Raw genomic sequence first — 26928 nt, forward strand, 5'->3', positions numbered from 1 at the left:
CGGGCATATCCCGCCCGCTGAGGCCGAAGCCAACTACTATGCTGCCATCGAGAGCCTCGATATGGCTGCATGACTCAAACGAACCGGCCTCCGGAAAACCCGGGACGCTTCAGTCAGGATGATCGCGGCGGCACCGTGCAGGACCATGCCGACGAACAGGAGGAAGACGTTGATGATCATCAGGACGAGGAACTTGTCGGTCGTCAGCGTGGTGATGCTGGCGGCGAGCCGCTGCGGCATTTCGGTCTCGGTCAAATAGAGGCCGAGCACAGCGGACGTGGCGACCAGCAGCATGACGACGGCGGTCTGGATCACGCCGTCGATCAGCGAGAGATAGAGCTTCTTCAGATTGATCTCGCGATAGATGAAGCCGCCGATCAGCAAGGCCGCGACGACGGCGAGGCCCGCGCCTTCTGTGGCGGTGACGAAGCCGCCGAAAATGCCGCCAAGGATGATCACCGGCAGAATCAGCGCCCAGGCGGCGTCCTTCGTCGCCGTCCAGAGACGGCAAAGGCTGAACGCCTCCTCGCGCGGCAGGTCGTAGCGAACGGCGAAATAATATGAGAGCGCCATCATCGAAAAGCCACCGAGCAACCCCGGCACGATGCCGGCGACGAACAGCCGGACGATCGAGGTGTCCGACAGCGCGCCGTAGAGGATCATCGGAATCGACGGCGGGATGATGATGGCCAGCGAAGCGGAGGACGAGGTGATGGCGGCGGCGAAGCGGGGCGAATAGCCCTTCTTCTTCATCGCCGGGATCAGCACAGAGCCGATCGCCGCGACATCGGCGACCGCCGAGCCGGAAATTTCGGCGAAGAATAGCGAGACCCCGACATTCACCATCGCCAGCCCGCCGCGCAGGAAGCCGATCAATGCGGAAACGAAGGTGATCAGTCGCTGCGAGATGCCGCCGGTGTTCATCAGCGCGCCGGCCAAGATGAACAGGGGAATGGCAATCAGCGGGAAGCTGGTGGCACCGTCGAAGATCGACAACGCCGCGTTGAGAAAGCCGAGATAGCCGTTCAGCATGAATACGCCGACCAGGGCGCTGGCGAGGATCGCGACAGCGATCGGCAAGCCGATGGCGATCAACACGAACATCAACAGGAGGATGAGCGCCTCGGTCATTTCGGCTCTCCGGCGCGCATGGCGTTGAGTTCGGTTTCGGCGCGGGCGATCTCGGTCTCGATCTCGCGCTGCTCCGGATCGAGGCCTTCCTCGACGTCCCGATAGCGTTCGGGAAGGGTGAGAAGGCGCGCCAGGATAATCAGCCCGGCGCTGATCGGCAGGATGCTCTGCACGAAACTGCGGGGAACGAACCGGACGGAGATCAGCGTTTCATTGCCGAAGATGTCGAGAATCGCCCAACCGGCCCAGCCGATCACCGCGAAGACGATCAGGAAGATCAGTTCGACGACGACGAACAGAACCGTGCGGCTTGGCCGCGGCAGCGCGAACAAGAGCCCGCTGAAGCCCAGATGCGCGTTCCGCATCGTCGCCAGCGCCGCCCCGGAAAAGGTGATCCAGGCGAGCAGCACCGAGGCGATCTCGTCGTACCAGATCAGCGAATTGCCGGAATAGCGAAACGTCACGCCCAACAGAACGACCCCGGTGAGGACGATGAGCAGGAACAGCGTCACGGCTTGAAGGGCGATGTCGAGCCAGCGGGCGAGCCGGGACATGGGCGGTTTTCCAAGAAAGGCATATGAGACGATTGACGAGGGAAAAACGGGGGCCGACTCCGCCGGCCCCCGCATTTTGTGACGGTCCTAGGAACCGTCGGCGAGCGACTGCGCCTTGTCGATCATCTCCTGGCCGCCTTCGACCTCGGAGGCGAACTTCTCATAGAGCGGCTTGGAGGCGTCGATGAAGGCCTGGCGGTCGGCCTCGTTGACCTCCATGCCACCGTCCTTCAGCTTCTGGAGAAGTTCACCGTCGGCACTGGCGCCCTGTTCACGCACCCATGTGGCGACCTCCTGGGCGGTCTCGGCGAGGACGGTTTGAATTTCGGGATCGAGCTTTTCGAACGTCGCGATCCCGACCGTCGGGTAGGCCGGCGAATAGACGTGCCCGGACATCGACAGATATTTCTGCACCTCGTCGAGCTTACCGGCCGCGATGTTGGTCAGCGGGTTCTCCTGACCGTCGATGACGCCGGTCTGCAGCGCGACGAAGACTTCGGAGAACGACATCGGCGTCGGGTTGGCGCCATAGGCCTGGAACATTGCCACCCGCCAGGACGAGTTCGGCGTGCGGATCTTCAATCCTTCCAGATCGGCCGGCGTGTTGATCGGTCGCTCGTTGTTGGTGATCTGGCGGAAGCCGTTTTCCCAGATCGCCAGCGGGCGATAGCCTTGTGCCTCGGCGGCCGGCACCAGGACGTCCTTGAACAGGGTCTCGTCGATCCGCGCCAGGTGGTCGCGATCCTTGACCATGAAGGGCAGGTCGAAGAGCGCGTATTCCGGCGCGATCTCCGGCATCGTCGAGGACGGCAGCGTCAAGTGCATGGTGCCGAGCTTGATCTTCTGCAGCATGTCCTTGTCCTTGCCGAGCTGCGAGGAGTCGAACACCTTGACCACGGCCTTGTCGCCGAGCTTTTCGTTGGCGCGCTTGGCGAATTCGCTGGCGGTCCGCTCCTGCAGCGAGCCGTTCGCGGCGCTGATGCCGAAAATGATCTCTTCCTGGGCCTTGGCGGCGGCACCGGCGGTCAAAAGGACTGCGCCCGCGAGAAGCGCCTTCAAAGTTGTGTGCATCATATCTTTCCTCCCATCTGCGTTGAAAAATCTGTCGTTGGTCTGGTCGTCTGGGGCGCGGCCTTTTCCGGCCGTTCTTCGGCGTGGATTTGGGCCGTGCGCCTCAGGCGGCGGCCGAGGATTCGAGGCCCTGGCGAAAAAGCGTGGCCAGGCTCTGATCCGGAGGCGGTGTATTCCCGTCCGCCTCATTCTTGCGGGCCGCGAGCATCAGCCCGAGTTCGATAGCTTTACGGCCGGCGCCGGCATTGGCGATGCCCTGGCCGGCGATGTCGTAGGCGGTTCCGTGCGCCGGCGTGACGATCGGGAACGGGTAGCCGGCGATCAGGGTCACGCCCCGATCGAAGCCGATGAGCTTCATCGCGATCTGCCCCTGGTCGTGATGCATCGTCAGCACCGCGTCGAACTCACCCTTCAGGGCCCGCACGAATACGGTGTCGGAGGGGATTGGTCCCGTCACGGCCATCTGGTGGGACAGAGCCCGCTCGACCGCCGGCAGGATGATCGCGTCGTCCTCGGTGCCGAAATTGCCGCCGTCGCCGGCATGGGGATTGAGCGCCGCGACGCCGATCCGTGGTCGCGCGAATCCCGCCCCTTGCATGGTCTCGACGGTCAGGCGCAGGCTCTCGAAAACACGCTCTTCGCTGAGCGCGCCGGCAACCTCGGATAGCGGGATATGCGAGGTGCAGCGGGCGTTCCAGACTTCGTCGAGCACGTTGAACTCGCTGCCGTTGCGCGTCGCGTGAATGGTGCGGTTCACGAAGCCGATCTCGTCGACATAGTCGGAGTCGGTCTGCCGCATGGCGTGCTTGTTGAAGGGCGTGAAGAACACTGCGTCGGCATGGCCGCCATTGGCCGCTAGCAGGGCACAGCGGAAATTGGCCAGCGCTGAGCGACCGCCATCAGCGCTGGCGGTGCCGAGTTCGATGGTGGCGGGATCGCAGTTGCCAAGATCGACGAAACATGAGTGCTCGGGCCGCCGCGGACCCAACGCATCGAGCGAAACGGTCGGCAGATCAATGGCGACGTCGGCGTGTTTCGCTCCCATGTCCAGAACGCGGCGATCGCCGATGACCAGCATGACCGCCTGGGAAGCGATGTCGTCGGCGAGCAGCCGGGCAGCGAGTTCCGGGCTGATGCCCGCGGGGTCACCGATCGCAAAGGCGATCACCAGATCGTTCCGCATTCGGCCCCGCCGGTTCTGGATATTGCATTTTGCATACGATATTTCTTTTGACGTGCGCAAGCGGTTTTTTTGCTATGAAGGCGCGTTGCCTCTTGCTGGAGCCCGCCGTGACTGAACTGCCGGTCGAAGACGATATCGCCTATCCGGACGCGCCCGTGATCCAGAGGCAGACGCTGCACGAGCAGGTCGCGGGCCGAATCCGGGACCTTATCATTGAGGGGCATCTCAAACCGGGCGCGCGAATCAACGAGGCCGCGCTTGTCGATTCGCTCGGCGTTTCCCGCACGCCGCTCCGCGAGGCGCTCCGCACACTCGCCGGCGAAGGTCTGATCGACATTCGGCCGGCGCGGGGCAGCATCGTGCGGCGGCTGACGCCCGAGGACGTGTTCTCGATGCTGGAGGTGTTGGCGGAACTGGAAAAGCTTGCCGGCCGGCTGGCATGCAAGCGCGCCAGCGACAAGGACCTTGCCGAACTTCTCGCGATTCACGACGCGATGATGGGCTATTACGCCAAGCGGGACCGGCTGACGTACTACAAGGCCAACCAGGATATCCATGCACGCATCGCGCGCCTGTCACGCAACAACATGCTGATCGATGTGCAGGCAAACATCCAGGCGCGGCTGAAGCGCATCCGCTTCCTAGGCAATCAGGGACCCGAGGCCTGGGCGAACGCCGTGGCCGAGCACGAGGAGATGGCCGAGGCGCTCCGTGTTCGGGATGGCGCGCGCCTCGGCGAAGTCCTCACCAAGCATCTGATGAACACTTGGGACCGGGTCAAGGACGTCGTCTGAACGGCGCGCCCGCCGCAATTGACGCGGGCGCGCAACGGTGACGACAGCCGGCTACTCGGCGGCTTCCTGATAGTCCTCGACCGGTGGGCAGGAACAGACGAGGTGGCGGTCGCCATAGACGTTGTCGACGCGGTTGACCGGCGCCCAGTATTTGTCGACCCGGAACGCCCCCGGCGGATAACAGGCCTGTTCGCGGGTGTAGGGCCGGTCCCATTCGCCGACGAGATCCTCCACCGTATGCGGCGCGTTCTTCAGTGGATTGTTCTGCGGATCGATGCGGCCTTCCTCGATGTCGCGCGCCTCCTCGCGGATCGCCAGCATGGCGTCGCAGAAGCGGTCGAGCTCGGCCTTGGTTTCTGATTCCGTCGGCTCGATCATCAAGGTTCCGGCCACCGGCCAGCTCATCGTCGGGGCGTGGAAGCCGCAGTCGATCAGCCGCTTGGCCACATCGTCGACGCTGACGCCGGCGGACTCCTGCAGGATGCGTGTGTCGACGATACATTCATGCGCCACCCGGCCGTTCTTGGCCTTGTAGAGCACCGGATAGGCGTCCTCGAGCCGCTTGGCGACGTAGTTGGCGCTGAGGATCGCAACCTTGGTCGCCTGGGTGAGGCCCGCGCCGCCCATCATCAGGCAGTAGCTCCACGAGATCGGCAGGATCGAGGGCGAGCCGAACGGTGCGGCGGAGACCGGCCCCTCGCTTCCGCCCGTCGTTGGATGGCCCGGCAGATACGGCGCCAGATGCGCCTTGACCCCGATTGGCCCCATACCCGGACCGCCGCCGCCATGGGGGATGCAGAAGGTCTTGTGAAGGTTCAGATGGCTGACATCGGCGCCGAAGTCGCCCGGCCGCGCGAGGCCGACGAGGGCGTTCATGTTGGCCCCGTCGAGATAGACTTGGCCGCCATGCTCGTGGACGATGGCGCAGAGTTCGGCGACGCTTTCCTCGAACACCCCGTGCGTCGAGGGATAGGTGATCATGCAGGCGGCGAGATTGGCCGCATGGGCCTCGGCCTTGGCGCGGAAATCGTCGACATCGATGTCGCCGTTCTCGTCCGACTTCACCACCACCACCTTCATTCCCGCCATCTGCGCCGAAGCCGGGTTGGTGCCGTGCGCCGAGGTCGGAATCAGGCAGATGTCGCGGTGATCATCGCCATTCGCCTGGTGGTAGGCGCGGATGGTAAGGAGACCCGCATATTCGCCCTGCGCGCCGGAGTTCGGCTGCATGGAAACGGCGTCGTAGCCGGTGATCTGGCACAGCTTGTCAGACAGATCTTCGATCAATGCCTTGTAGCCGAGCGCCTGATCCTGCGGCACGAAGGGATGCAGTTCGGCATATTCCGGCCAGGTGATCGGCAGCATCTCGGCCGTGGCGTTCAGCTTCATGGTGCAGGAGCCGAGCGGGATCATCGACCGATCTAGGGCGAGATCGCGGTCCGACAGCCGGCGGATGTAACGGGTCATCTCGCTTTCGGCGCGGTTCATGTGGAAGACCGGATGGGTCAGGTAATCCGTGCTGCGCCGCAGCGGTTCCGGCAGCCGGTTATCGCGGTCGAAATCGTCGACCGTGAATTCCCCGCCGAAGGCCCGCCAGACGGCTTCGATCACGGTCGGGCGCGTCCGCTCGTCGATGCTGATGCCGATCCGGTCGGTGCCGACCTTGCGCAGATTGACCCCCTCGGCGAGCGCGGATTTCAGGATCGCGCCCTGCAGCCGCCCGACCTCGATCGTCATGGTGTCGAAAAACGCCTCCGGCTCGACCGTATAGCCGAGTTTTTCCAGCCCCTTGGCCAGCAGCACCGCGCGCTGGTGCACCCGCTGGGCGATGGCCTTGAGGCCCTCCGGCCCGTGGAACACCGCGTACATCGCCGCCATGACGGCGAGCAGCACCTGCGCGGTGCAGATGTTCGACGTCGCCTTTTCGCGGCGAATGTGCTGCTCGCGGGTCTGCAGTGCCAGACGGTAGGCGCGGTTGCCGCGCGTATCCACCGAAACGCCGACGAGCCGGCCGGGCATCGCGCGCTTGTGCGCGTCCTTCACCGCCATATAGGCGGCGTGCGGGCCGCCATAGCCCATCGGCACGCCAAAGCGTTGGGTCGAGCCGACGGCGATGTCGGCGTTCATCTCGCCGGGCGTCTTCAAGAGCGCCAACGATAACAGGTCGGCGGCCATCACCGCGATGGCATTCTCGCCATGCAGCGCCGCGATCACTTCGGTGAAGTCGCGCACATGGCCGTAGGTGCCGGGATATTGGAAGATCGCGCCGAACACCGTATCCGGCTTCAGATCCTGGAAGGGATCGCCGATTTCGACCGTCCAGCCGAGCGGCTCGGCCCGGGTGCGGATCACCGCGATCGTCTGGGCGTGGCAGTTCTCGTCGACGAAGAAGACGGTGCGTTTCGATTTCGACAGCCGGTGCGCCATCGCCATCGCCTCGGCCGCCGCGGTCGCTTCATCGAGGAGCGAGGCGTTGGCGACGTCGAGCCCGGTGAGGTCCGACACCATGGTCTGGAAGTTCAGCAGTGCTTCCAGCCGGCCCTGGCTGATCTCCGGCTGATAAGGCGTATAGGCCGTGTACCAGGCGGGATTTTCCAGGATGTTGCGCTGGATGACCGGCGGCGTGATGGTGCCGTAATAACCCTGGCCGAGCAGTGACACGAGGTTCTGGTTGCGATTGGCGGTCTCGCGCAGGGCGTCCAGCGCCTGGCGCTCGGTCATCGCCGGCCCCCATTCGAGCGGCTTTTCCTGCCGGATCGCGGCGGGGACCGTCCCGTCGATGAACGCATCGAGGCTGTCGGCGCCGAGCAGCGCCAGCATCGCCTCCATCTCGGTCGGGGAGGGGCCGATATGTCGCCGGTTGGCGAAATCGTAGGGCTCGTAGTCGGTGAAGTCGAAGCTCATGCGTAACGCCTTATCCGACCAACGCCTTGTAGGCGTCCTCATCCATTAATGCATCGGCCGCCGATGCATCCTTGAGCTTCATCTTGAAGAACCAGCCGGTATCCATCGGGTCGTTGTTGACGACGGACGGATCGTCCGTGATTGCCGGGTTCACCTCGGTGATCTCGCCGTCGAGCGGAGCGTAGATTTCCGACGCGGCCTTGACTGATTCCACCACGGCGACGTCGTCACCCTTGGCAAAGCTCGCGCCGACATCCGGCAATTCGACGAAGACGAGGTCGCCGAGCTGGATCGAGGCGTGGGTGGTGATTCCGACCGTGGCGATATCGCCATCGAGCCGCAGCCACTCATGGTCTTCGGTGAATTTGAGCATTCGGCTGTCCTTTAACGTTTGAAGTTGGCGGCGACGAACGGAAGCGGCGTGACGATGACGGGAATGCGCTTGCCTCGCACGTCCGCGAAGAGCCGGGTGCCGGCCGTCGCCAGTTTGGAGGGGACATAACCCATGGCGACGGGACCATCCACGCTGGGACCGAAACCGCCGGAGGTCACCGCGCCGACCGGAGAACCGGCCTGTTCGTCGGAAAACAGCGCCGCGCCGCCACGAACCGGGGTTCGCGTCTCGGGGCGCAGACCGACGCGGCGACGCGAGGTGCCCTCGGCCAACTCCGCCAGGATTGTTGCCGCGCCCGGAAAGCCGCCGGCCCGCTCGCCGCCGGTGCGACGCGTCTTCTGGATCGCCCATTGGAGCGCGGCTTCCACCGGCGTCGTGGTCGTGTCGATATCGTTGCCATAGAGGCAGAGGCCGGCCTCCAGCCGCAGGGAATCGCGGGCGCCGAGGCCGATCGGCTCCACCGCCTCATGGGCGAGCAGCGCGGTCGCGACGGCCGCGGCCTTCTCCGCCGGGATGGAGATTTCGAAACCGTCCTCACCGGTGTAGCCGGAACGCGAGACGATGCATTGCGCACCGCAGAGCTCAACGGACCTGATATCCATGAAGCGCATTGCGGTGACATCGCCGGACAGCGTGCTCAACGCGGCTTCGGCCTTCGGCCCTTGCAGCGCGATAAGGGCGCGATCGGTTAGCGGCGTGATCTCGCAGCGGTCCGACAGGGCGGCGCTGAGATGGGCGATGTCCTCGGCCTTGCAGGCCGCGTTGACGACCAGGAACAAATGGTCGCCGCGATGGGCAACCATCAGATCGTCGAGAATGCCGCCGGCCGGGTTGGTGAACAGCGCATAGCGCTGCCGCCCTTCCTTCAGGCCGGCGATGTCCACCGGCACCAGCGTTTCCAGCGCCAGCGCGGCATCGCGCATGTCGCCCGATCGCGGCCTGATCGTCACCTGCCCCATATGCGAGACGTCGAACAGCCCGGCGGCGGCGCGCGTATGCAGGTGCTCCTTCATCACGCCGGCCGGATATTGCACCGGCATCTCGTAGCCCGCGAACGGCACCATCCGGGCGCCGAGCGACATGTGGAGGTCGAACAGCGGCGTTTTCAACAATTGTGCCGTTTCACTCAAACGCCTTGCCTCCGGCCCTGGAATCCGATGCCACTATAGCCAGGTTCGCCGCCGCGTCGCTACCCGTTTCCTGGCCTCTTGGCGGAGCCGCCCAACCGACAATGCTTCGGCCCACCGCACCTTGTCGGACGTCGTCGATGCGAGGTGGGCGAGGGAGATTCATCGCGTGCGAACCGGACCGGGAGGGTGTATCGCGGGCATTATCGGTCTTCAACACGGCGTGAGATGCCGCGTGATCGCGTCTTTTCCCTTTGCGTATGGGCTGTGGCGCGCAATGTTGGCGCCAAAGGACATGGCGTCGCTCGCAAATCGGTGGCCGGCGAAGGGTCTATCGTGTGCGTTTGGCAGACGGCCGCGAAAGAGGAGACGGAATGGACACGGACGGCGGCGCAGGTTGGACCTCCACACTCAAGCGCTACCTTCCTCTCGCGATCATCGCGGCCGGACTGCTGCTTGCCTATAGCCTCGATCTGCACGGCTACCTGTCGCTCGAGTCCTTCCTCGCCAGCCGTGATCTGCTCGGCCGCTTCGTCTCGGAAAATACGGCCGTTGCCTCGGTCGGATATGTCGTCGGCTACGCCGTTCTTGTCGCTTTCGCCTTTCCCGCGGCGGCGATCTTCACCGTCGCAAGCGGCTTCCTGTTTGGGTGGTTTCTTGGCGGGATCCTCACCATCATCGGCGCCACGATCGGTGCGACGCTCATCTTCGTGGCCGCGCGTTACGCCTTCGGGGATCTGCTGCGCAAGCGCGCCGGCGGTGCCATTGCGCGCTTCGCCGACGGTTTTCGCGACGACGCCTTCGCCTATCTCCTCGTTCTGCGGCTGACGCCGGTCATGCCTTTCGTCGCTGTCAACGTGGCGCCGGCCTTCTTCGACGTCCCACTCAGAACCTATGTCATGGCGACGTTGATCGGCATCATTCCAGGCTCGATGGTCTATGCCTTCCTCGGCAGCGGCATCAATCAGGCGCTCGTCAATGTCGGCGAGGGGGATGTCGAGCTCGCCGATCTCTTGACGACGGAGATGACCATCGCCTTGCTCGGGCTTGCCGCCTTCGCGATCCTCGGTCTGGTCCTGAAGAAGACCTATTTTCGTGGACGGCGCCCCGTCGCCGCCGAAACGAAGCCACGCGGAGGCTGAGATGGCCGAGATCCTGACACCCGACATCTGCGTCATTGGAGGCGGGTCGGGCGGCCTGACCACGGCAGCGGCCGCTGCCGCATTCGGGGTGCCGGTCGTTCTCGTCGAACGCGGCCTGATGGGCGGCGACTGCCTCAACTTCGGCTGCGTTCCCTCAAAGGCGCTACTCGCCGCCGGCAAACACGCCGCCGCGATCCGCGCCGCGCCGCTGTTCGGCGTATCGGCCGGCGAGCCGACGGTCGATTTCTCTGCCGTCAAGGCGCATGTCGACGGGGTGATCGGGGCGATCGCACCCAATGATTCAGTCGAGCGCTTCGAGGGTCTCGGCGTCCGGGTAATCAAGGCCGACGCGCAATTCATCGATCCGAATACCGTCAATGCCGGCGGACAGTTGATCCGCGCCCGGCGCTTCGTCGTTGCCGCCGGCTCCTCGCCGCTGGTTCCGCCCATCGACGGGTTGGCCGAGACGCCGCATCTCACCAACGAGACGATTTTCTCTCTCACCGAGCGGCCGAACCATCTCCTGGTGATCGGGGGGGGGCCGATCGGCATGGAAATGGCGCAGGCCCATCGCCGGCTCGGCGCCAAGGTTACCGTAGTGGAAGGCGAGACGGCGCTTGGAAACGACGATCCGGAACTTGCGGCCGTCGTCCTTCGCCGTCTCCGCGCGGAGGGCGTCGTCATCGAGGAACACACCAAAGTAGTCGGCGTTGATGGAGGCGGAAGCGCGGTGCGGCTGGCCATCGAGCGCAAGAACGGCGAGAAAGCGATGATCGAGGGGAGCCATCTCCTGGTCGCAGTCGGCCGGGCGGTGAATGTCGAGGGTCTTGGCCTCGACGCGGCGGGCATCGACTACGATCGTCGCGGCATCAAGGTCGGCGCCGATCTGCGCAGTTCGAACCGACGGGTCTATGCCGTCGGCGATATCGCCGGCGGCCCGCAATTCACCCATGTCGCCAACTACCACGCCGGGCTCGTCATCCGGGCGATCCTGTTTCGCCTGCCGATCAAGGCCGACCACGACAAGCTCCCGCATGTGACCTTCACCGATCCGGAACTCGGTCAGGTCGGCCTGACCGAGGCGCAAGCCATGTTGCGCGGGCTCAATGTGGATGTGCTGCGCTGGCCCTTCGAGGAAAACGATCGCGCCCAGACCGAGCGGCGCACTCAGGGGCTGGTCAAGCTCGTGGCCGGCCGCGGTGGACGGCTGCTTGGGGCCGGGGTCGTCGGTGCCGAGGCGGGCGAACTCACCAATCTGTTTTCGCTGGCGATCGGCAGGGGCCTGAAGATTTCCGATCTGCGCGATTTTATCTCGCCCTATCCGACCTTCTCCGAAATTGGCAAACGGGCAGCCACCTCCTACTATCATCCCTATACGCGGCGTCCGCTGGTGCGCCGTGCTATCGGCTTTTTGAGCCGGTTCGGCTGACCAGGCGCATGGACAGTGTTGAGCGGGTCGAATCTCAAGGCTGCAAGCGAAGGGACGAGCGTCGCATTGCCGAAGGACACGAAGCGACCTGCCGATCGCCGATCGAAGGATGTCGCGCGCGTGCCGCTCGTCAGGCGGCGTATTTCAACGCGGCTTCTGCTCGTCACCATGCTGGCGGTGATGCTCGCTGAAGTGCTGATCTTCGTTCCCTCGATCGCCAATTTTCGCGAGGACTGGCTGTCGGCAAAGATCGAGACCGCGGCGGTCGCGGGCCTCGCCTCAAGCCAGAACAATCCGCAGGGCGACGTGGTACTCGGCCCCGCCCAGGAGGCGAGCTTGCTCAAGGCTCTCGATGCCAAGCTCGTCGCGATCGTCGAGGGCGACGTCTCGCGATTGCTGGCCCGTGACGAGACGCTCGGCGTTGTCGATCTGCAGATCGACCTGAGCAATCAGAACCCGTTTCGGATGGTGACTGGCGCGTTCAACACGCTTCTGTCCGGGGGCAACCGCACCATGCGGGTGTTCGGTGCGGTCGGCGACGGATCGCTGGTCGGCGAGGTGGTGATGNCCATGCGGGTGTTCGGTGCGGTCGGCGACGGATCGCTGGTCGGCGAGGTGGTGATGTCGGAATACCCGCTGCGCCGCGACATGCTGATCTATTCGCGCAATATCCTGCTGCTGTCGCTGGCGATCGCCTCCTTCGCTGCGCTCCTGGTCTACGGGTCGATCAGCGCCTATCTGATCCGGCCCATCCAGGCGATGACGGGCTCGATGATCCGGTTCGGCGAGAAACCCGCGGACTCCTCCCGGATCATCCGGCCGACCGAGCGCGACGACGAGATCGGCGTTGCCGAGGCGGAACTGGCCGCCATGCAGACTCGGCTCGCCGACACGCTGCGCGAACAACGCCATCTGGCGGATCTCGGCCTCGCCGTTTCCAAGATCAACCACGATTTGCGCAACATCCTGGCTTCGGCGCAGATGATCTCCGACCGCCTGGCGACTCTCAATGATCCGCGCGTCCAGCGGGTGGCGCCCATGCTGCTGCGTAGCCTCGACCGAGCCTTGAACTACACCCAGTCGGTGCTGGCTTACGGGCGAGCGGTCGAAAACGCGCCGGTGAAGCGCAAAGTGCGGCTGAAACAGCTGGTCACCGACGTGTTCGAGATGGTCGCGGTGTCGCCCGACTCCGGGATCGGCTGCGTCAACGCGGTGGGCGAGGGGCTCGAAGTGGAGGTGGATCCGGACCAGTTCCACCGGGTTCTGGTCAACCTTTGCCGCAACGCCATTCAGGCGTTGGAGGGCAACGAGGCGGACCAGCCCTCGGTCGTGCGGCGGATCACCATCGCGGCGCGGCAAGAGGTCGATGGCGAGACCCTGGTCATCGTGGAGGACACCGGACCGGGACTGCCCGAGCGGGCCCGCGAAAACCTGTTCAAGGCGTTCACCGGGTCGGTGCGTTCCGGCGGGACCGGGCTCGGGCTCGCCATCGCGGCGGAGATCGTCGAGGCGCATGGAGGCCGCATCACCCTCGCCGACGGTACGACGCCGGGAGCCCGCTTCGAAATCCGGCTGCCGTCGCGTTCGTCGCTTGGCGCGGCGGCCGCCACCGTCCCGATCACCTGAGACAGGTGACCTTCCAGCTGAAAATTTGCGGCCGATGCCGGCTTGCATTCCAAGACCCGAGCGGCTACCTAGCCCTCACGAACGCAGCAGCCTCGTCAGGGCCTGCTCGTCAGTGCGCCCGTAGCTCAGCTGGATAGAGCACCAGACTACGAATCTGGGGGTCAGAGGTTCGAATCCTTTCGGGCGCACCATTTTTTCAAGGACTTGGATAGATGCCGCAGACTAGCGCTTCGAATTAGTCTGCGGTCTAGTCTGCGGAAGTTTGTGTGGCGCGGCGCGAAACTCCGGACAGATCGGCGGCAGACTTAGTACGGATTTTTTGGTCGAGTGCACGTCGCGTTAGAAGACATCGGTTAAGGGCTTGCTGCAACGACGCGGTTTGGGTTCCCCCGTCGGTAGCACCACGTCGCTCGGCGTGCGGTTGGTCGCGACAGCTACGAGGACGACACGGCAAGGCGGCCTCGGAAGCGGCGCCCTATATCGCCAGCATGTGCAATCTCTATTCGATCACCAAGGGCCAGGCTGCGATCCGCGAGTTCACGCGGGCGATGCGCGACACCACCGGCAATCTGCCGTCGCTGCCGGGCGTCTTTCCCGACTATCCGGCACCGGTGGTCCGCAATGGCGCGGCCGGCGAGCGCGAGCTAACGATGATGCGGTGGGGGATGCCGTCGCCGCAGTTCGTGCTGAAGGGCCGCAAGACCGACAGCGGCGTCACCAATGTGCGCAACGTCAAGTCACCGCACTGGCGCCGTTGGCTCGGGCCGGAGCATCGTTGCGTGGTGCCGTTCACATCGTTCTCAGAATACCACACCATCGACGGCAAGAAGGTGCCGGTGTGGTTCGCGCTCGATGAAACACGGCCGCTGGCGGTGTTCGCCGGGGTATGGACGAACTGGACATCGACGCGGAAGCTGAAGGAGGGCGAGGTCAACGCCGATCTCTACGCCTTCCTCACCTGCGACCCGAACGCGGAGGTCGGCGCGGTGCATCCGAAGGCAATGCCGGTGATCCTGACCGAGTCCGACGAAATCGACGTCTGGATGCGGGCAGAATGGGGCGTGGCGGCGGCGTTGCAGCGGCCGCTGCCGGATGGGGCGCTAAAAGTGGTGGCGCGCGGCGAGCGCAAGGATCAGGGATAGTGCGAGGATGGGCCGAAAACGGATTGGCGGCTTTCCTCCGACAGTGAGGAAGGAGCAGACGTTCCGTTGATTCGTAGGACCGAGATGGCGGTCCTATGTTCGCGAGAATTAGATTATCGTCAGTGAGTAAGTAAGTTTCCATCTATCGAGAGCGTCGCCACTCATCTGAATCTCAGAAACATTCGATTGAACTAGGAGTGATTCTCTCCATTTTAGTTTCCAGGGATTTGCCTATAGGGGGCGCCGTTTAAAGGCGGCGAATAAGATGGAGATCGAGGGACAAAGTCTCGATGCGGTGTTGCATCGGCTCTATCGCAAGCTGCTCGACAATGGACAATCGCAGGGTGGGACACGCGGTGCCAACCGTGAGCTACTCGGAGTACCGCTCCGCATACTGAAGCCGCGCGCGCGTATCAGTCGATCGGAAAACCGCGGAAAGCCGTTCAGCGCACTCGGCGAGCTGCTCTGGTATCTATCAGGCTCGGACACCTTGGAGTTCATCAAGCCATACGTTCCACGCTACGCCGACGACGCCGTGGGTGGCCTCCTCGAAGGCGCATATGGCCCGAGGCTCACGCGCATGCGGGACGGCATCGATCAGTTCGCCAGCATCGAAGCGCTGTTGAAGGAGCGATCCGGTTCCCGTCGCGCCGTGATCCAGCTTTTCAACGCCGAGGACATCGCCACCCACCACAAAGAAATCCCCTGCACCACGACACTGCAGTTCCACCTGCGGGATGGCCGTCTGCACATGTCCGTCACGATGCGGTCGAACGACGCCTATTTCGGACTGCCTCACGACGTCTTCTGCTTCACAATGATCCAGGAGATGATGGCCCGGCGCCTCGATGCCGAAATGGGGGAGTACCTGCAGTATGTCGGCAGCATGCACGTCTATGATGAGAAGCTCGACGATATGCGGGCTTATGTAGAGGAAGGCGTGCAGCAGACCATTGAGATGCCGCCAATGCCGGGCGGTGATCCCTTCCAGCAGATCGGCAAGCTGCTCGACGTGGAGCGGCGCCTTCGGGCCGGTGAAGCGCTCGATGCATCCCAGGAGATGGACAACCCATACTGGGCCGACATCGTCAGGTTCCTGCAGGTGTTCTGGGCGAAGGAATGGGAGGCGAACTATCCGAACCGCCTGAAGGAGCTACGCGCCGAATTGGTCACCAAGACCTACCGCCCATATGTCGACGGCAGAATGCTCATCAAGGCAAAGATGAGAAACGCCGGCAACGGCGACGTCGACGTGGCGAATCACCGAGGGGATTAAGATGTGGCCGTCTAGGGATACCGAACGCCAGCGCATCCTCTCCGAACTAAATGCTGCCAAGGCACCACTCGGCCTGAATGGACTGCCCGACGCGACGACCGTGGAAGCGCTGGCCTTACAGTTTGTCGCGAGCCTCCGGCGTGAGGACTACTATCGCCACGTCCAGGCCAAGCCGATCTCAGCGAACCGGGCCGATCCCAATCACCCATCATTCGACGCCGAGCGCGCCGTCGCCTTCCACATGCAGCGGGGCGACATCAACGAGGCCGGTTGGCTGATTTTCCTGATGACCCATTTCGCCCGGCGGCCAGACACCGGCTGGTTGCGGCTGCAGGATGTCTATGGCCGATTGGGAGCGGGAATCTGGGACTGGCCTACTGTCATTGCCAACCCAACGGCATTCTATCAATGGCTCGCCGCCAACTGGCAGAACGTTCGCGGCGCATTTGGGAACCATCGCAAGTATGAAAGCCTCAAGCCAGCAGCCAACCGCCCCATGTCGCGTGCCGTTGCCGATTATCTGGCCTGGATCGGCCCGGCCGGACACGGAACGTTCTTCGCCAACGCCGTACATGCAGCCGGCAACGATCCGCACACGATCTTCGACCACCTCTATGGCACATTGAAAATCGTTTCTTTCGGACGGCTGGCGAAGTTCGACTACCTGTCGTTGGTCGGTCGATACGGTCTCGCTCCCATCGTTGCGGGCTCGGCATATCTCGATGGCGCTACGGGGCCAGGTCGTGGCGTGCGATTGCTATTCGACGGGAATCCAACGAGCACGAGCAGCAACCTGACGCTCCAAGGCAGGCTCGATGATCTAGACGCTAGGCTTAATGTCGGCATGGAAGTGACGGAGGATGCACTGTGCAACTGGCAGAAGAGCCCGCGCCGCTTCGTCCACTACAAGGGGTAGCGAATCCGCTCGACCAGACTCAGTCTAGCAGTTCGTCGAGCTGATCCCATTTCCAGCGACGCTTCAAATAGTTCAGCTGGTCCTGCCGGATCATCCTACCGTGCTGCATCTGGCCAACGGTCAAGCCCGGAGCTACGCCAACCCTCACGCTGAACCGGACGACTTCCTCCCGAGCGGGCTTCAACTGCTCGAATTCGTCAGCGTTGCGCTCCGGGACGATGCACCGCGACGCGAATTGGTTAGCCTCGCACTCAACCTCATCGACGCCATCCATGTCCGCGTCGACGAACGTGCAAGCGCCATGCAGTAGCAAATGCCCGATCTCATGGAAGACAGTGAACCAGAACTTGTCGTCCGACAGGCCGCGAAAGCTCAGTAGGATCATCGCCTTGTCCGGCGCGACCATGCGGCTTGCACCGGAGGCCGGACAGCCCTGCGGCGCGCGCTTCGCGACAACGGCGACGCCCGCTTCGGAGCACAGCTCCCGCAGCTTCGGCAGAAACAGGCCGGGATCCTTCACCTTCGATAGTTTGCGAATCTCGTCGAGCCGGTCTTGCAGGTTCCCGGCGCTCCAGGTGCGAGTGTCGACGAGGTCAGCACCAAGCTCACCCATGCGCAGCCACATCAGGGTCGCCGCGTCGTCGGCAGTGAACGTTTCGGACTTGCGGAACAGCGTGTTCGAGCAGATCCGCCCGTATCGCGCATCCCAAGCATTCAGGGTGCCGACGTTGAAGAACGTTAGCCGGCGTCTCACCTCGGAACGACGCTTCTCCACCGAAAGGCGGCCGCGTGGCTTCTCCCCCGGAACCTGCAGCAGGAGCCAGTCTTCGCCCTCAGTGGCGGCGGCACGATCGACGGCCCGCTCAAGGGCTACTTCGTAGTTTGCCTGCCGCTTCAGCCAGAACGAAACGGTGCCGCCGAGGTGCTCGGCCAGCGCCGCCGCCCGCGGCTTATCCACCGATGCAGTGCCGTCAAGAAGGCTGCGCAACGTAGCCATCCCGCCGTGCAGATGTTTGGCGACATCCTTGGTCGTCAGGCCGCGCCTGAGCATCAAGGCGCGCAGCGAGTCACCCGGCTTCGAGAACCAGTCGGGCGTGAACTCCTGTCCGTCCGTCAAGGCCACCTCGATATCTCCACCAGCTTCAACCTTGTCACGCTCGCCCAAACGATCCGTCCGTTAGCGTTCCGATCGAAACGCGTTCCTACTACAACGAGCGTCGCGCGATAGTCTGAACCAATCGCGACGAACAGGGAATCGTCCACAGAAATTTCGATGTCGCCGCCAAGGAAGTCCATCAGCTCCTCGACATTCTCGAACGCGTTGGCGTCGGAGATGAAGTTGACCAGCGCGCCAGCGCTAACGCTGCCGAACGCCTGCTCGGCGTGCTCTAGGTCAACGCACATGTTGTATAGCGGGTCATCTTCGAACGAGATGTTGATCAACGCGCGAGATCTCCCACGCGACCATCATCGACGCGAAGCATAGCCTGAAAGGCCGGCGCCTGGTCGTCGCATAGAGTCATTGGGGCAGCGGCGATCCGTGCTGCTTCGACTGCTGTTTGGCGCGTATTTGCTCGATACGGTCCCAGTTCCGATCCAGTTCCCAGTCGCCCGCTTCGTCCATGTTGATGTCGGACGCGCTGCACAGGCTCGCCAGCGTCACCATAACGCCGCCGACCTCCTCCGCGGGCTGGCCGGAAGGGCGCCCGAAAACGTATTCAACGAGTGCGAGGGCGTCGGCGCGCGTGCACGCGTTCGCTTGGGCGAGTTCCAACGCTTCTTCTAGAAATCGGTGCGTGCGCTCACCAGGATCCGATCGCACTGACTGCGGGAAGCAGGCTTCGAGCCATTTTTCGACCCGACTTTGATAGGAAGTAATTTCTGCAACCACGTCGATCCCCAAATTCGGCCGGAGTATATCAGGCGCCTCTACTTTTCCTAGAAGGCCTGATCGCTGTATGCATCGACACAGCGGAAGCCACATTCAATTTCTAATGTCCCGTTATCGCATGACCGATCCGTCGGACGAACCAGACGACTTCTGCCCGTCATGCCCGTGCTGCGGCGGACGCATGATCGTCATCGAGGTGTTCGAACGGTGGAGGCAGCCGCGCGGACCGCCCGACGCAAGGACCCCGGACCGGGAGAACGCCCCATGACCCGGCATGGCATGGTCCAGCCTTCAGCTGCAGGCACTCAGCCTCCGGTAACGAGCCCACGCGCGTCCATGGTGATCATCGACGTCGACAGGGCCGCGTCCGACCGCGCGCCGAGCCTGCGATGCCGCACGGCCGGAGAACGAAGCGGTCAGTCCGCATCAATCCCAGCGCTGCCGTCGGCGGTCACGTCATCTCCGACACCAGCCGAAAATCGAAATCCTCATAGCCATCGCCCGTGGCCCGCGGGTTCGGTCCTCGGGGACTTTTGTACGCCTGCCGGCGCCCGAAACCCGTCACGCGAGCTGCCTGTCCGCTTTAGAGACGCTGATGTGGAGAAGCAGCCGTTCCGCTTTTAACCGAGGCCGTGTTAAGCACCGATTCGATTTAGCGTGGCGGCCTCACCTGCAGAGGTCGGCATCGCCCCTGGATGGGTTGTGCTGGGGAGGATCGCTTACGCCGTATTCGCGGCCCAGCAAGCTGAGTGGCAGGCGGAACTCGGGTCTGCGCTGTCGCCTGTCCGTCTGCTCCTGATTGACGAGGTCGTCCCGAGCGTGCAGGTCGGCCCCGTGCAGGACTTCGCGAAGAGCATTCGCGAATTGCATCGAAGGATGCTTGAACGAGGCCAGGACGGCTGAAGCGGCCATCAATTATGTCGCACGCGTGCGTCGCATCAAGCCAAGGCTGCTCCCCTTTTGGAGAGCGACGCGTTGACGAATTCGAACGGCGGAGCTCTGTGCCGCAGCATGTCGCCAAGGGCTGAGAGTCGCAGGCTTTCCATTGCCGAACTGGCAGCCGCCGCTTGAAGGTTTTCCTTCGCGCAGGGGCTCGCGCAATCGAGGGCAAGTTCCTTCCTCTGCTCCGGCGACTGCTCGTGATCGATGCGGATATAGCCGTCGCCGAGCAGGTGCCTCATCATGGCGTCCGTCATGGCCTGCTGCGATCCGATCATCACCGTCGGCAGCCGTTGGTCCTGCATCCATCCAAGGGAGCCGAGGTCACGGTCCATCCCGGCATTTAAGGCGAACGCCGCCGTCGTCGTCCCGATGCTCAGGACACGGATTTCCGGGCGGCTCCGCCCAAGGAAGTGCTCGGCCTCGTGGAGTGCAATCAGGTCAGGCGAGTTAGCGTACATGCCCCCGTCCGCGAATAACTCGCTTTCGATTTTGTGTATGGGAAAATACGTCGGCGCCGCAGAGGTCGCGAGCGCCACGTCCGCGACGTCGAGACGCCAGTCAAGCATGTAGTTTGGGTGGTGACCCGTCTTAAAGACCCTCGGCTTGCCCTTCGTCAGGTTAACCGCGGTGACGAGCACCGGGATCTTCAGGTCAGACATCTTAGGCGTCGCCTGCATGAGCCTATCGACGATCGCCCGCAACGGCGCCGGGTCGTACCTTGACCTCGGCATGCCCTGGACGATCCGCGTCCAGGACCGGAGCCATCCCGTGACGGGCCGGCTGGAGGGGAAGATCTTATCCCCGTCCTCAACGAATGCCCTTTCGATCTCGACCGCAGTGCGTCCCGCCGACAGGCCGAGGGCGATGATACCGCCGACCGAGGTCCCCGCGATAAGGTCGAACGATGCCGCGATCGGCTTCTCGGTCTGCTCCTCCAGCCGCGCCAGCACGCTCGCGGTGTAGAGGCCCATGTATCCACCGCCCGAGAGGCTCAAGATCTGGAACGGCACTTTCCCTCCAGCTCTCGTCCGCGGGGCGCGTGGGTCCAGCCGCACGCGCGTCCGGTCCACCCGAACGGTAGAGACTCCTACGGGGTAGCGCAACCCGATCCGCTGCGGCGGTCCACAAGAGCGTTCGCCCTATGTTCCCTGACGCTGCGAAATGGTAAGGTTGCCCTCGAAAGCGAGTCGCCCCCCAGGCGGCCGGGCCGGGAGACACCCTTTTCATGGCGAACGCGTCCAAGCTCCTCCATACGACGACGGATCCAGAGAACTACGTTGCCAACCTCCGGCCGGCGGATGAACGGCTTAGGTATGCGCGGACCAGGATCCGCGCATACCTGCGCGAGGCGTTCGAGGCCTCGAGCGCGGCCGTGTTCGGGCGTCCCATCCGGCCCCGATTCTTCACCCAGGGGAGCTTCGCGTACAAGACCCTGAACGACCCGGCGCACCCACCAGGTCAGCAGATGGACCTCGACGACGGCTGCTACCTGCCGCTGTCGTTCGTCCGCGGCGCCCGGCCCTCGACAGCCGCAGAGAAGTTTTTCGAGTTCGTGGGCGCAGCCCTGCGCGAGCTCGCACGGATTGAGGGATGGCGCTACGAGGAGAAGCCAACTTGCTGCCGGCTTGTCATCGCAGCCGACTCCCACGTCGACAACCCGCTCTACGCCATTCCTGACGCCGAGTTCTTGACGCTTGAGGATCGACGGACGAGGGCCACCACGGCCTCGGCCGACGTCGCGAAGGCGGACACATGGGAGGAGCTGCCATCTGACGAAGTCCTCCTCGCGCATCGCGAGGAGGGTTGGATCGAGTCGGATCCGCGCAAGATCCACAACTGGTTCACCGACGCGGTAGACGTCTACGGCGAACGGCTGCGCCGCGACTCGCGGTACCTCAAGGCGTGGCGCGACAATGGGAAACTCGACCGCTACAAGGTCACGTCGATCCTGCTGATGGCCTGCGCCTGGCAGGCCTATGGCAAGATCGGTGGCCTGAACCTTTCCAACCGTGAGGACGAGCGCCTCCTGCGGGTGGTCGAGCTTGTGCCCGAGTACGTGCGGGGCCGGGTTTCCAACCCGGCATGCGAGGACGAGGATCTCAATCGGATCCCGGACGAGCACCGCGAGGAGGTCGCAGGCGCGTTCGAGGACCTCGCGGCCCTAATGCGACGGGTCGTGAATAGTTGCGAGGATGCCCGCGAGGCCGTGCGCCTCCTGCGCCACGCCTTCGGCGACCGGGTGCCGGACAGGCCCGACCTCGTCTCCATTGAATCCGCGGCGGTCACCGGCCTCGCCGCCCCTGCCATCGCGCGCACTGCGGCCGCTACCGTGGCGGCCCAGCCGAAGAAGGTGGTCGCCGCCCCGGAAGTGGGCCGCTCGCGCAGTGGCTGAGGACCGGTCCGCGCGTCGGCTGGCCATGCACGACGCGCTGGTCGGGCGGGGGTTCCACCGCGTGCCACGCGGCGGTCGCGACATCTACAAAGGAACGCTCGACATCGCGTCCGGCGAGGTCCCGGTGACACTCCTCGTGCCGGACCTCGACTTCCTGACCATGCCTTTGATCCGCATCGCCGAGAGCTGGGTGGGCCCCAACCGACGGTTGCCTCACCTCGGGCCAACAAGACTGGTGTGCTACTACGCCCAAGGCTCGGTCATTCTCGACCGCTACGATCCCGGCGGTACCGTGATCCAGTGTATCGAGTGCGCCGAGAGGGTGCTGGACGCCGCCGTCGCAGGTCGTTCAGACGCTGACTTCGGCGCCGAGTTCGACGTCTATTGGTCATCGCGCTGGATGCTGTCCGACCTGCCGTCGGGTTACAGTGGCCCTGCCGCGATCACGTATCCGCGGCTGTCGGCGGACAACGAGCCGACCCCAGTGCTTGTGGCTGGACAGTCGTGGACGCGCGAGCGCGATCCGCCGCGCCGGGCAGACGGATTCGAGGAGACGGCACTCGTCGTGTCCCTCGCCGCTCCCCTCACGATCGATCCCGAGCGAACGTGGCCACCCGCAGACTATGGCCAGCTCGTCGACTGGCTGCGATGGACCGACCCGGAGCTGCCAAGGAGACTCGACGAGGCGCTGGCAACGGGAACGCATCATCAGGCGACGCTCGCGATCCGCGCGACCAACGGGGTGTTCGCGTGCCGGATCGGGGTGCCGGAGCCCATGCGGACCCCGGAGTTCCTCGTGAACCGCCGCCCGACGCTTGCCCGGAATCTCAGGCGGGCAACGGGAGAGGTCGCAGTGGAGAGGATCACGGCGGACGCGGCGAACCTCGATTACGTCTACGGGCGCAATCTCGGATCGCGCGGCGGGCTGGTCGGCCGTTCCGTCGCGGTCATCGGCTGCGGCACTATCGGCGGCTTCCTTGCCCAGCAACTCGCCCAGTGCGGCGCCGGAATTGACGGGGGACGGCTTCTTCTCGTCGACACAGACGACTTGCGCACGGCGAACCTCGGACGTCACCTGCTCGGTGTCCCATTCCTACATCGGAACAAGGCAGCGGCGTGTGCGACATTCCTGAACGCCATGCTGCCGGGCGCCAAGGTCGAGTGGTCGAACAAGGATGCGCTCGACCTGCCTGAACTGGGGCGTTTTGACCTCGTCGTCGACGCGACGGGTGAGGAGGCGCTCTCGATCGCCCTCAACCAAGCGGCGGTCAATCGGCGCCCCTCCGGCCCGGCCCACCTCTTCGTATGGCTGATGGGCAACGGCATCGCCGCGCAGTGCCTCCTCGTTGACGAAGACGCAGACATGGCCTGCCTGAAGTGCCTCAAGCCGGAACTCGCGGGCGAACCGCGCTTCCCCGTTCTCCGGCCTGGGGTCGAAACGGAGATCGGCCGCGTTGAGGCTTGCGCCGACGCAGACTTCGTCACATTCCCCGTGTCGAGGTCCGTCGTCGCGGCCGCGCTGGCCTGCGATCTCGCGCTCGATTGGGCGAGCGGCAGCCCGGGTCACCGCTACCGGTCCCATACATTCGAGCCGGACAAGGCGTTTGAGGTCGCCGACTCTAATCCTCAAGCGACGGATCGGTGCCCCGCGTGCGCGACGAACCGTTGATCCTAACGCCCGACGGCGTGCGGCTCGTCCTTGTTCACCGACGCGTCATGGATACGATCGCGAGATGGGTCGAGCGCGGTCCGCGGTCGCGCGAGGCCGGAGGAATTCTCATCGGTACGTATCGGGGCAGCCACATCGAGATCTCGGACTGCACCGTTCCGATGCGCCGGGATATGCGGGCCCGAACCTTGTTCGACCGGATGGACGTCGGCCATCAGGCCGCGGCGCTCCGAGCATGGCGTGCAAGCGGGGGAACGGACACGTTCGTTGGCGAGTGGCACACCCATCCGGAGGCGCATCCATTTCCGTCTTGGATGGATCGGCACACGTGGGCTGGACTGATGCGAAGGTCCCGCGAACCCGTCGTCCTCGCCATCGCGGGTTGGACCTCTTGCTGGTGGGGTTTTGGCGCCAACGGCCATGTTAGCGAAGTGCGGGAGGTTTCCTCTTAGATCTGATCCGCAGGATCGCCATCACGCTGCAGCCCGCGGGACCATGAGCCATGGGGCCAGGAAGCCCCGCTGACCCCCCATCCTTCAACCTCCAGCGTGTTCCAAAAGTCCAGTCCGAACCGCGGTGAAAAAGACGCATCAATCCCTCGCGGCCGCACGCTCAGCGGCAAAAGAGCCCCCTGCTCGTGAATAAGACGGGCTAGCTAGCTTTCTTGCCCAACATTATCTTCCCGGAACTGTATAATATCATACAAACTATTGGGGCAACCAGCAACGCAACGATGAATGCCCACACCTCTGTGTTGCCACTTCCGCCCGATACACGGCTACCCGCTTCAGACATCCAAAGAGATGGTGATAGAAAAAAGTAATTTACAGCGGTCACTACAACAGTTGCGATTGCAAATCCTTTATCACCAAACAAAGCACCCAAACACGCGATTACTAATCCGATGCCAGCCAGCACGAGACCCGCAAGCGGGATAAAAATAGAAATAAGCGCCACTATTAGTGCGGCCAATCCAATTCCCGTACCAATTTTCATGATAATTCTCCATCTTTTGCAAGAGCATACTAGGTAAATAAACTTGGGTTGCAACACATCTTGAATGCCCGCTCGACTAGCGTGACTATAGGCCCGCATCCATCGCCTCCGGAACAAGCTGATTTTATCTATGAGCCGGTTAATCGGAATCGTAAAGCCGATCAAATAACGGGTCGCCAACTATCCTACACGTCCATTTAAATGGGCTACTGAAACATATACTCACTGCAAGACCAATCTGCGCACTCAAGGGCTTCTATATACCGTCCGAATATTGGCCCGTTGCTACGGTCCGCATTCACCTCGAATATCACGAAAAACAAATCTTTGCTAGTAAATCGAGTTGTTGGCACGTCTTCTAGGACTAATTGGCCGGTTTCTCCCTGCAAAAAATACGCTTGATTGCGCGATTGCATGCCCTTGAATATAGCCGGCACCCCGACGATCTTCTTATCATATAAAAATGGGTTTACCATTAATGTATATAGATTAGCGGTCTCTTCGACACCATAAGGTGCAAGTAATTTTGATACTTTTTGATTTATCTCTTCTTTAATATTTCTAAGCACAACGTGATTGCAATAATATACTCCTCTATTTTCAACAAGAAGATTACCGTCTTTGGTAACAACTTTTAATTCGAACTGGCTATCAATATTTTGTGAGGTGTGGTTTTGGCACCAATCCATTTTTTTCATTGATGGTAACCACGCACTACATGCGCCCGGGTTTTTACGACGATACGCGTTAATATAGTTAATTGACCGCTCATAGGTATGCAAATAAAGACTGCGGAACATTATTGTGTCAGAAAAATTATTTTCATCACCAGATTTTAGTATTAGATACGTTCTAATTGTATTCCTATCGCAATTTATTGTAGTCCAGTCGAGTTGTACGCCGTTGATAAAAATATCGCCGCCGAATTCGCCAGACACTACAGGCGGTCCAGACGATGCGTTCCATATGCGCATGTCATTTGCGTGCGCACCGAATACGATAAGAAACAGAAAGATGCTTGCAATGATCCTCTTGGCGACACGGTTTCCGGAGTCCCAAGGGTAGCGCGCTCGAAATGGCATGGCTAATTCTCCCATTATGATTGACCGGCATTTCTTATTGACTGGCTTTGCGGCACAGTAATTGCAACTTAGGAGTTAGCCAAATCTTTTGTGGGCTGTGGCACGCTGTTGTCACTCTCGCCGCTTTGAACCGCCCATGTTTGCTGAATGGGGTCGTCTAATTATGCCGACATTCCCCATAGGAACCCCGGTTTTCGTCGACATGGTAGTCTTCGTGTCCGTCGAGGGCAATGTTAAGCGCGGTGCGGGAGGGTAGTCGCCTGGATTTGCTGCTGATCCGCCTGAGCCGGGCCTTCCCAGGCGGTTGATGGCGTCGGTTCTCGTCATCAAGGCACACCTCTCTCGTGGTTCTTGCCGGAACTCATGACAACCGCACGCGTGCCTGCCGCAGCCGTCGCAATACCAGATCAAGCCCATTCCGGCGTCGGCGAGACCGCCAAGGGTTGCGAGATGGTGATCGTTGGCACCGTCATGCCCATTCGACCTTCGGCTACTTGCCAGCGCAGGCGAGCCGGGTCGCGGGTGGAATCTCGGCGATGGCCAGGGCGATGAGCGTGCAAAGGTGGTGCTGGTCTGCGGGCGACATGGGGTCCTCGCTTCAGGAATCGTTTCAGGTCCGCCGCATCGGATGGCGACGATGGCCCAATCCCGCCCGGTCGGTCAATCCGGTTTGGCGATGATCAGCTCCCCGGCCTTCGATGGCTTGCCGCGGACGATCGAATAGGTCGTCGAGACCGCTTCGAGGGCGAAGCCATCGAATAGCGCGCGCACCTCCGGCCGATCGTTGATCGACAGCAGAAAGGTGCCCTTCAGGTTCCGCAGCCGGTCTGCCAGCTCGGCAAACTCAGCGCGGGCGAAGCAATCGCGGCCGTAGTCGTTCTCGACGCCGAAATAGGGCGGATCGAGGTAGAACAGCATTCCCGGCCGATCGTAGCGGCGCACGAACTCCTGCCAGGGCAGCCGCTCGATAACGACGCCGGCGAGCCGCTCGTGGATCGCCTCCAGCATCGGCGCCAGCTTGGCGACGATCAGGAGAAATGACGAATGGCAAAATCTGAGTATGGAAGTTTGGCTCAACGGGCCGCTCGCAGATTGCACGACTGCGAGCGGCGGCATGCCATGTCAGTATCGGTTCGCTAGGGCCTGTCCTCATTACCGGCTCTTGCGCATGTTGTGTGGTCTTGAGGCGTCGCGACTCTTTCTAACACCGCAGATGATGCGGTGGAGGAAGCATGCCTCAAATATCGATGATGCCAGGATGTCGCTT

At 62.8% G+C, this 26928-nt stretch carries 23 protein-coding genes, 1 tRNA gene and 2 pseudogenes; 12 read left to right on the forward strand and 14 right to left on the reverse strand.

The annotated features are described in order from the left end of the window. Nucleotides 1-36: 36 nt before the first annotated feature. The 4 genes from VQ045_RS18065 to VQ045_RS18080 form a co-directional block, all read right to left on the reverse strand. Nucleotides 37-1131, reverse strand: a complete 1095-nt coding sequence (locus VQ045_RS18065; protein ID WP_331831088.1) for a TRAP transporter large permease — start codon at nt 1129-1131, stop codon at nt 37-39. Then, the gene (locus VQ045_RS18070; RefSeq protein ID WP_331831089.1) at nt 1128-1685 is read right to left on the reverse strand and encodes a TRAP transporter small permease; all 558 of its coding nucleotides are present in this window, start codon (nt 1683-1685) and stop codon (nt 1128-1130) included. Before VQ045_RS18070 ends, VQ045_RS18065 begins: the two co-directional genes overlap by 4 nt. Before the next feature lie 87 nt (nt 1686-1772). Next, complete coding sequence (locus VQ045_RS18075; RefSeq protein WP_442879899.1) at nt 1773-2759, reverse strand: TRAP transporter substrate-binding protein; 987 nt, start codon at nt 2757-2759, stop codon at nt 1773-1775. A gap of 100 nt (nt 2760-2859) precedes the next feature. Continuing rightward, nucleotides 2860-3939, reverse strand: a complete 1080-nt coding sequence (locus VQ045_RS18080; RefSeq protein ID WP_331831091.1) for a 4-hydroxythreonine-4-phosphate dehydrogenase PdxA — start codon at nt 3937-3939, stop codon at nt 2860-2862. Between the two features lie 107 nt (nt 3940-4046). On the opposite strand from VQ045_RS18080, the gene VQ045_RS18085 reads away from it, so the two are divergent. Continuing rightward, entirely contained in the window at nt 4047-4733 is a 687-nt protein-coding gene (locus VQ045_RS18085; RefSeq protein WP_331831092.1) for a GntR family transcriptional regulator, read from the forward strand. Nucleotides 4734-4784: 51 nt separating this feature from the next. Here the strand turns inward: VQ045_RS18085 and gcvP are convergent, their stop codons facing one another. Genes gcvP through gcvT form a run of 3 tightly spaced genes read right to left on the reverse strand, consistent with a single transcriptional unit; the run spans nt 4785 to nt 9161 of the window. Then, on the reverse strand, nt 4785-7637 hold the full coding sequence (gcvP, locus tag VQ045_RS18090; protein ID WP_331831093.1) for an aminomethyl-transferring glycine dehydrogenase: 2853 nt from the start codon (nt 7635-7637) through the stop codon (nt 4785-4787). Nucleotides 7638-7647: 10 nt separating this feature from the next. Then, nucleotides 7648-8010 carry a glycine cleavage system protein GcvH gene (gene gcvH / locus VQ045_RS18095; protein ID WP_331831094.1) on the reverse strand — a complete coding sequence of 121 codons (363 nt, stop codon included), beginning with the start codon at nt 8008-8010 and terminating at the stop codon, nt 7648-7650. Nucleotides 8011-8021: 11 nt separating this feature from the next. Next, complete coding sequence (gcvT, locus tag VQ045_RS18100) at nt 8022-9161, reverse strand: glycine cleavage system aminomethyltransferase GcvT (RefSeq protein WP_331831095.1); 1140 nt, start codon at nt 9159-9161, stop codon at nt 8022-8024. 371 nt (nt 9162-9532) lie between these two features. Here gcvT and VQ045_RS18105 point away from each other — a divergent pair, with 371 nt between their 5' ends. From VQ045_RS18105 to VQ045_RS18135, 7 genes are all read left to right on the forward strand, one after another. Then, nucleotides 9533-10300 carry a TVP38/TMEM64 family protein gene (locus VQ045_RS18105; RefSeq protein WP_331831096.1) on the forward strand — a complete coding sequence of 256 codons (768 nt, stop codon included), beginning with the start codon at nt 9533-9535 and terminating at the stop codon, nt 10298-10300. Nucleotide 10301: 1 nt separating this feature from the next. After that, nucleotides 10302-11729: a dihydrolipoyl dehydrogenase family protein gene (locus VQ045_RS18110; RefSeq protein ID WP_327626019.1), complete on the forward strand. Its 1428-nt coding sequence runs from the start codon at nt 10302-10304 to the stop codon at nt 11727-11729. Between the two features lie 1167 nt (nt 11730-12896). After that, a complete protein-coding gene (locus VQ045_RS22070) occupies nt 12897-13355 on the forward strand; it encodes an ATP-binding protein (RefSeq protein WP_442879900.1) in 459 nt (152 codons plus the stop codon). Nucleotides 13356-13469: 114 nt separating this feature from the next. Next, nucleotides 13470-13546, forward strand: a tRNA-Arg gene (locus VQ045_RS18120). 297 nt (nt 13547-13843) lie between these two features. Further along, complete coding sequence (locus VQ045_RS18125; protein WP_331831098.1) at nt 13844-14497, forward strand: SOS response-associated peptidase; 654 nt, start codon at nt 13844-13846, stop codon at nt 14495-14497. A gap of 265 nt (nt 14498-14762) precedes the next feature. Continuing rightward, nucleotides 14763-15773, forward strand: coding sequence for a thymidylate synthase (locus tag VQ045_RS18130; RefSeq protein ID WP_331831099.1), 1011 nt, complete (start codon nt 14763-14765; stop codon nt 15771-15773). Between the two features lie 100 nt (nt 15774-15873). After that, nucleotides 15874-16689, forward strand: a complete 816-nt coding sequence (locus VQ045_RS18135) for an alpha-glutamyl/putrescinyl thymine pyrophosphorylase clade 3 protein (protein WP_331831100.1) — start codon at nt 15874-15876, stop codon at nt 16687-16689. Between the two features lie 19 nt (nt 16690-16708). Here VQ045_RS18135 and VQ045_RS18140 read toward each other — a convergent pair whose 3' ends face one another. The 3 genes from VQ045_RS18140 to VQ045_RS18150 all read right to left on the reverse strand — a co-directional run bounded on the left by VQ045_RS18140 (nt 16709) and on the right by VQ045_RS18150 (nt 18580). Continuing rightward, nucleotides 16709-17854: an ImmA/IrrE family metallo-endopeptidase gene (locus tag VQ045_RS18140; protein ID WP_331831101.1), complete on the reverse strand. Its 1146-nt coding sequence runs from the start codon at nt 17852-17854 to the stop codon at nt 16709-16711. After that, a complete protein-coding gene (locus VQ045_RS18145) occupies nt 17803-18132 on the reverse strand; it encodes a hypothetical protein (protein WP_331831102.1) in 330 nt (109 codons plus the stop codon). Before VQ045_RS18145 ends, VQ045_RS18140 begins: the two co-directional genes overlap by 52 nt. 76 nt (nt 18133-18208) lie before the next feature. After that, entirely contained in the window at nt 18209-18580 is a 372-nt protein-coding gene (locus VQ045_RS18150; protein ID WP_331831103.1) for a hypothetical protein, read from the reverse strand. A 124-nt stretch (nt 18581-18704) separates the two neighbouring features. On the opposite strand from VQ045_RS18150, the pseudogene VQ045_RS22075 reads away from it, so the two are divergent. Beyond that, a pseudogene (locus VQ045_RS22075) lies at nt 18705-18848 on the forward strand (IS91 family transposase); the annotation flags it as partial. Nucleotides 18849-19518: 670 nt separating this feature from the next. Here the strand turns inward: VQ045_RS22075 and VQ045_RS18155 are convergent. Then, entirely contained in the window at nt 19519-20532 is a 1014-nt protein-coding gene (locus tag VQ045_RS18155) for a CBASS cGAMP-activated phospholipase (RefSeq protein WP_331831104.1), read from the reverse strand. Nucleotides 20533-20747: 215 nt separating this feature from the next. Between VQ045_RS18155 and VQ045_RS18160 the strand changes: the two genes are divergently transcribed. From VQ045_RS18160 to VQ045_RS22080, 3 genes and pseudogenes are all read left to right on the forward strand, one after another. Beyond that, nucleotides 20748-21914 (forward strand): CBASS cGAMP synthase, encoded by a 1167-nt coding sequence (locus VQ045_RS18160; RefSeq protein WP_331831105.1) that lies wholly within the window; start codon nt 20748-20750, stop codon nt 21912-21914. Between the two features lie 25 nt (nt 21915-21939). Beyond that, complete coding sequence (locus VQ045_RS18165; protein WP_331831109.1) at nt 21940-23583, forward strand: ThiF family adenylyltransferase; 1644 nt, start codon at nt 21940-21942, stop codon at nt 23581-23583. 17 nt (nt 23584-23600) lie between these two features. After that, nucleotides 23601-24014 (forward strand): annotated as a pseudogene (locus VQ045_RS22080) (Mov34/MPN/PAD-1 family protein); the annotation flags it as partial. Nucleotides 24015-24234: 220 nt separating this feature from the next. Here VQ045_RS22080 and VQ045_RS18170 read toward each other — a convergent pair. The 3 genes from VQ045_RS18170 to VQ045_RS18180 all read right to left on the reverse strand — a co-directional run bounded on the left by VQ045_RS18170 (nt 24235) and on the right by VQ045_RS18180 (nt 26738). Further along, the gene (locus VQ045_RS18170; RefSeq protein ID WP_331831106.1) at nt 24235-24579 is read right to left on the reverse strand and encodes a hypothetical protein; all 345 of its coding nucleotides are present in this window, start codon (nt 24577-24579) and stop codon (nt 24235-24237) included. A 206-nt stretch (nt 24580-24785) separates the two neighbouring features. Next, a complete protein-coding gene (locus VQ045_RS18175) occupies nt 24786-25517 on the reverse strand; it encodes a hypothetical protein (RefSeq protein ID WP_331831107.1) in 732 nt (243 codons plus the stop codon). Between the two features lie 804 nt (nt 25518-26321). Then, nucleotides 26322-26738: a DNA adenine methylase gene (locus tag VQ045_RS18180; RefSeq protein ID WP_331831108.1), complete on the reverse strand. Its 417-nt coding sequence runs from the start codon at nt 26736-26738 to the stop codon at nt 26322-26324. Nucleotides 26739-26928 lie beyond the last annotated feature (190 nt).

This window comes from Aurantimonas sp. E1-2-R+4, assembly GCF_036549515.1.
Taxonomy (GTDB): domain Bacteria; phylum Pseudomonadota; class Alphaproteobacteria; order Rhizobiales; family Rhizobiaceae; genus Aurantimonas; species Aurantimonas coralicida_A.

What these genes read in the sequence shown, in the direction of transcription:
- VQ045_RS18065 (WP_331831088.1), bottom strand. Translation starts at nt 1,131, where the DNA reads ATGACCGAGGCGCTCATCCTCCTGTTGATGTTCGTGTTGATCGCCATC.
- VQ045_RS18070 (WP_331831089.1), bottom strand. Translation starts at nt 1,685, where the DNA reads ATGTCCCGGCTCGCCCGCTGGCTCGACATCGCCCTTCAAGCCGTGACG.
- VQ045_RS18075 (WP_442879899.1), bottom strand. Translation starts at nt 2,759, where the DNA reads ATGATGCACACAACTTTGAAGGCGCTTCTCGCGGGCGCAGTCCTTTTG.
- VQ045_RS18080 (WP_331831091.1), bottom strand. Translation starts at nt 3,939, where the DNA reads ATGCGGAACGATCTGGTGATCGCCTTTGCGATCGGTGACCCCGCGGGC.
- gcvP (WP_331831093.1), bottom strand. Translation starts at nt 7,637, where the DNA reads ATGAGCTTCGACTTCACCGACTACGAGCCCTACGATTTCGCCAACCGG.
- gcvH (WP_331831094.1), bottom strand. Translation starts at nt 8,010, where the DNA reads ATGCTCAAATTCACCGAAGACCATGAGTGGCTGCGGCTCGATGGCGAT.
- VQ045_RS18105 (WP_331831096.1), top strand. Translation starts at nt 9,533, where the DNA reads ATGGACACGGACGGCGGCGCAGGTTGGACCTCCACACTCAAGCGCTAC.
- VQ045_RS18110 (WP_327626019.1), top strand. Translation starts at nt 10,302, where the DNA reads ATGGCCGAGATCCTGACACCCGACATCTGCGTCATTGGAGGCGGGTCG.
- VQ045_RS22070 (WP_442879900.1), top strand. Translation starts at nt 12,897, where the DNA reads ATGGTCGCGGTGTCGCCCGACTCCGGGATCGGCTGCGTCAACGCGGTG.
- VQ045_RS18125 (WP_331831098.1), top strand. Translation starts at nt 13,844, where the DNA reads ATGTGCAATCTCTATTCGATCACCAAGGGCCAGGCTGCGATCCGCGAG.
- VQ045_RS18130 (WP_331831099.1), top strand. Translation starts at nt 14,763, where the DNA reads ATGGAGATCGAGGGACAAAGTCTCGATGCGGTGTTGCATCGGCTCTAT.
- VQ045_RS18160 (WP_331831105.1), top strand. Translation starts at nt 20,748, where the DNA reads ATGGCGAACGCGTCCAAGCTCCTCCATACGACGACGGATCCAGAGAAC.
- VQ045_RS18165 (WP_331831109.1), top strand. Translation starts at nt 21,940, where the DNA reads ATGCACGACGCGCTGGTCGGGCGGGGGTTCCACCGCGTGCCACGCGGC.
- VQ045_RS18170 (WP_331831106.1), bottom strand. Translation starts at nt 24,579, where the DNA reads ATGAAAATTGGTACGGGAATTGGATTGGCCGCACTAATAGTGGCGCTT.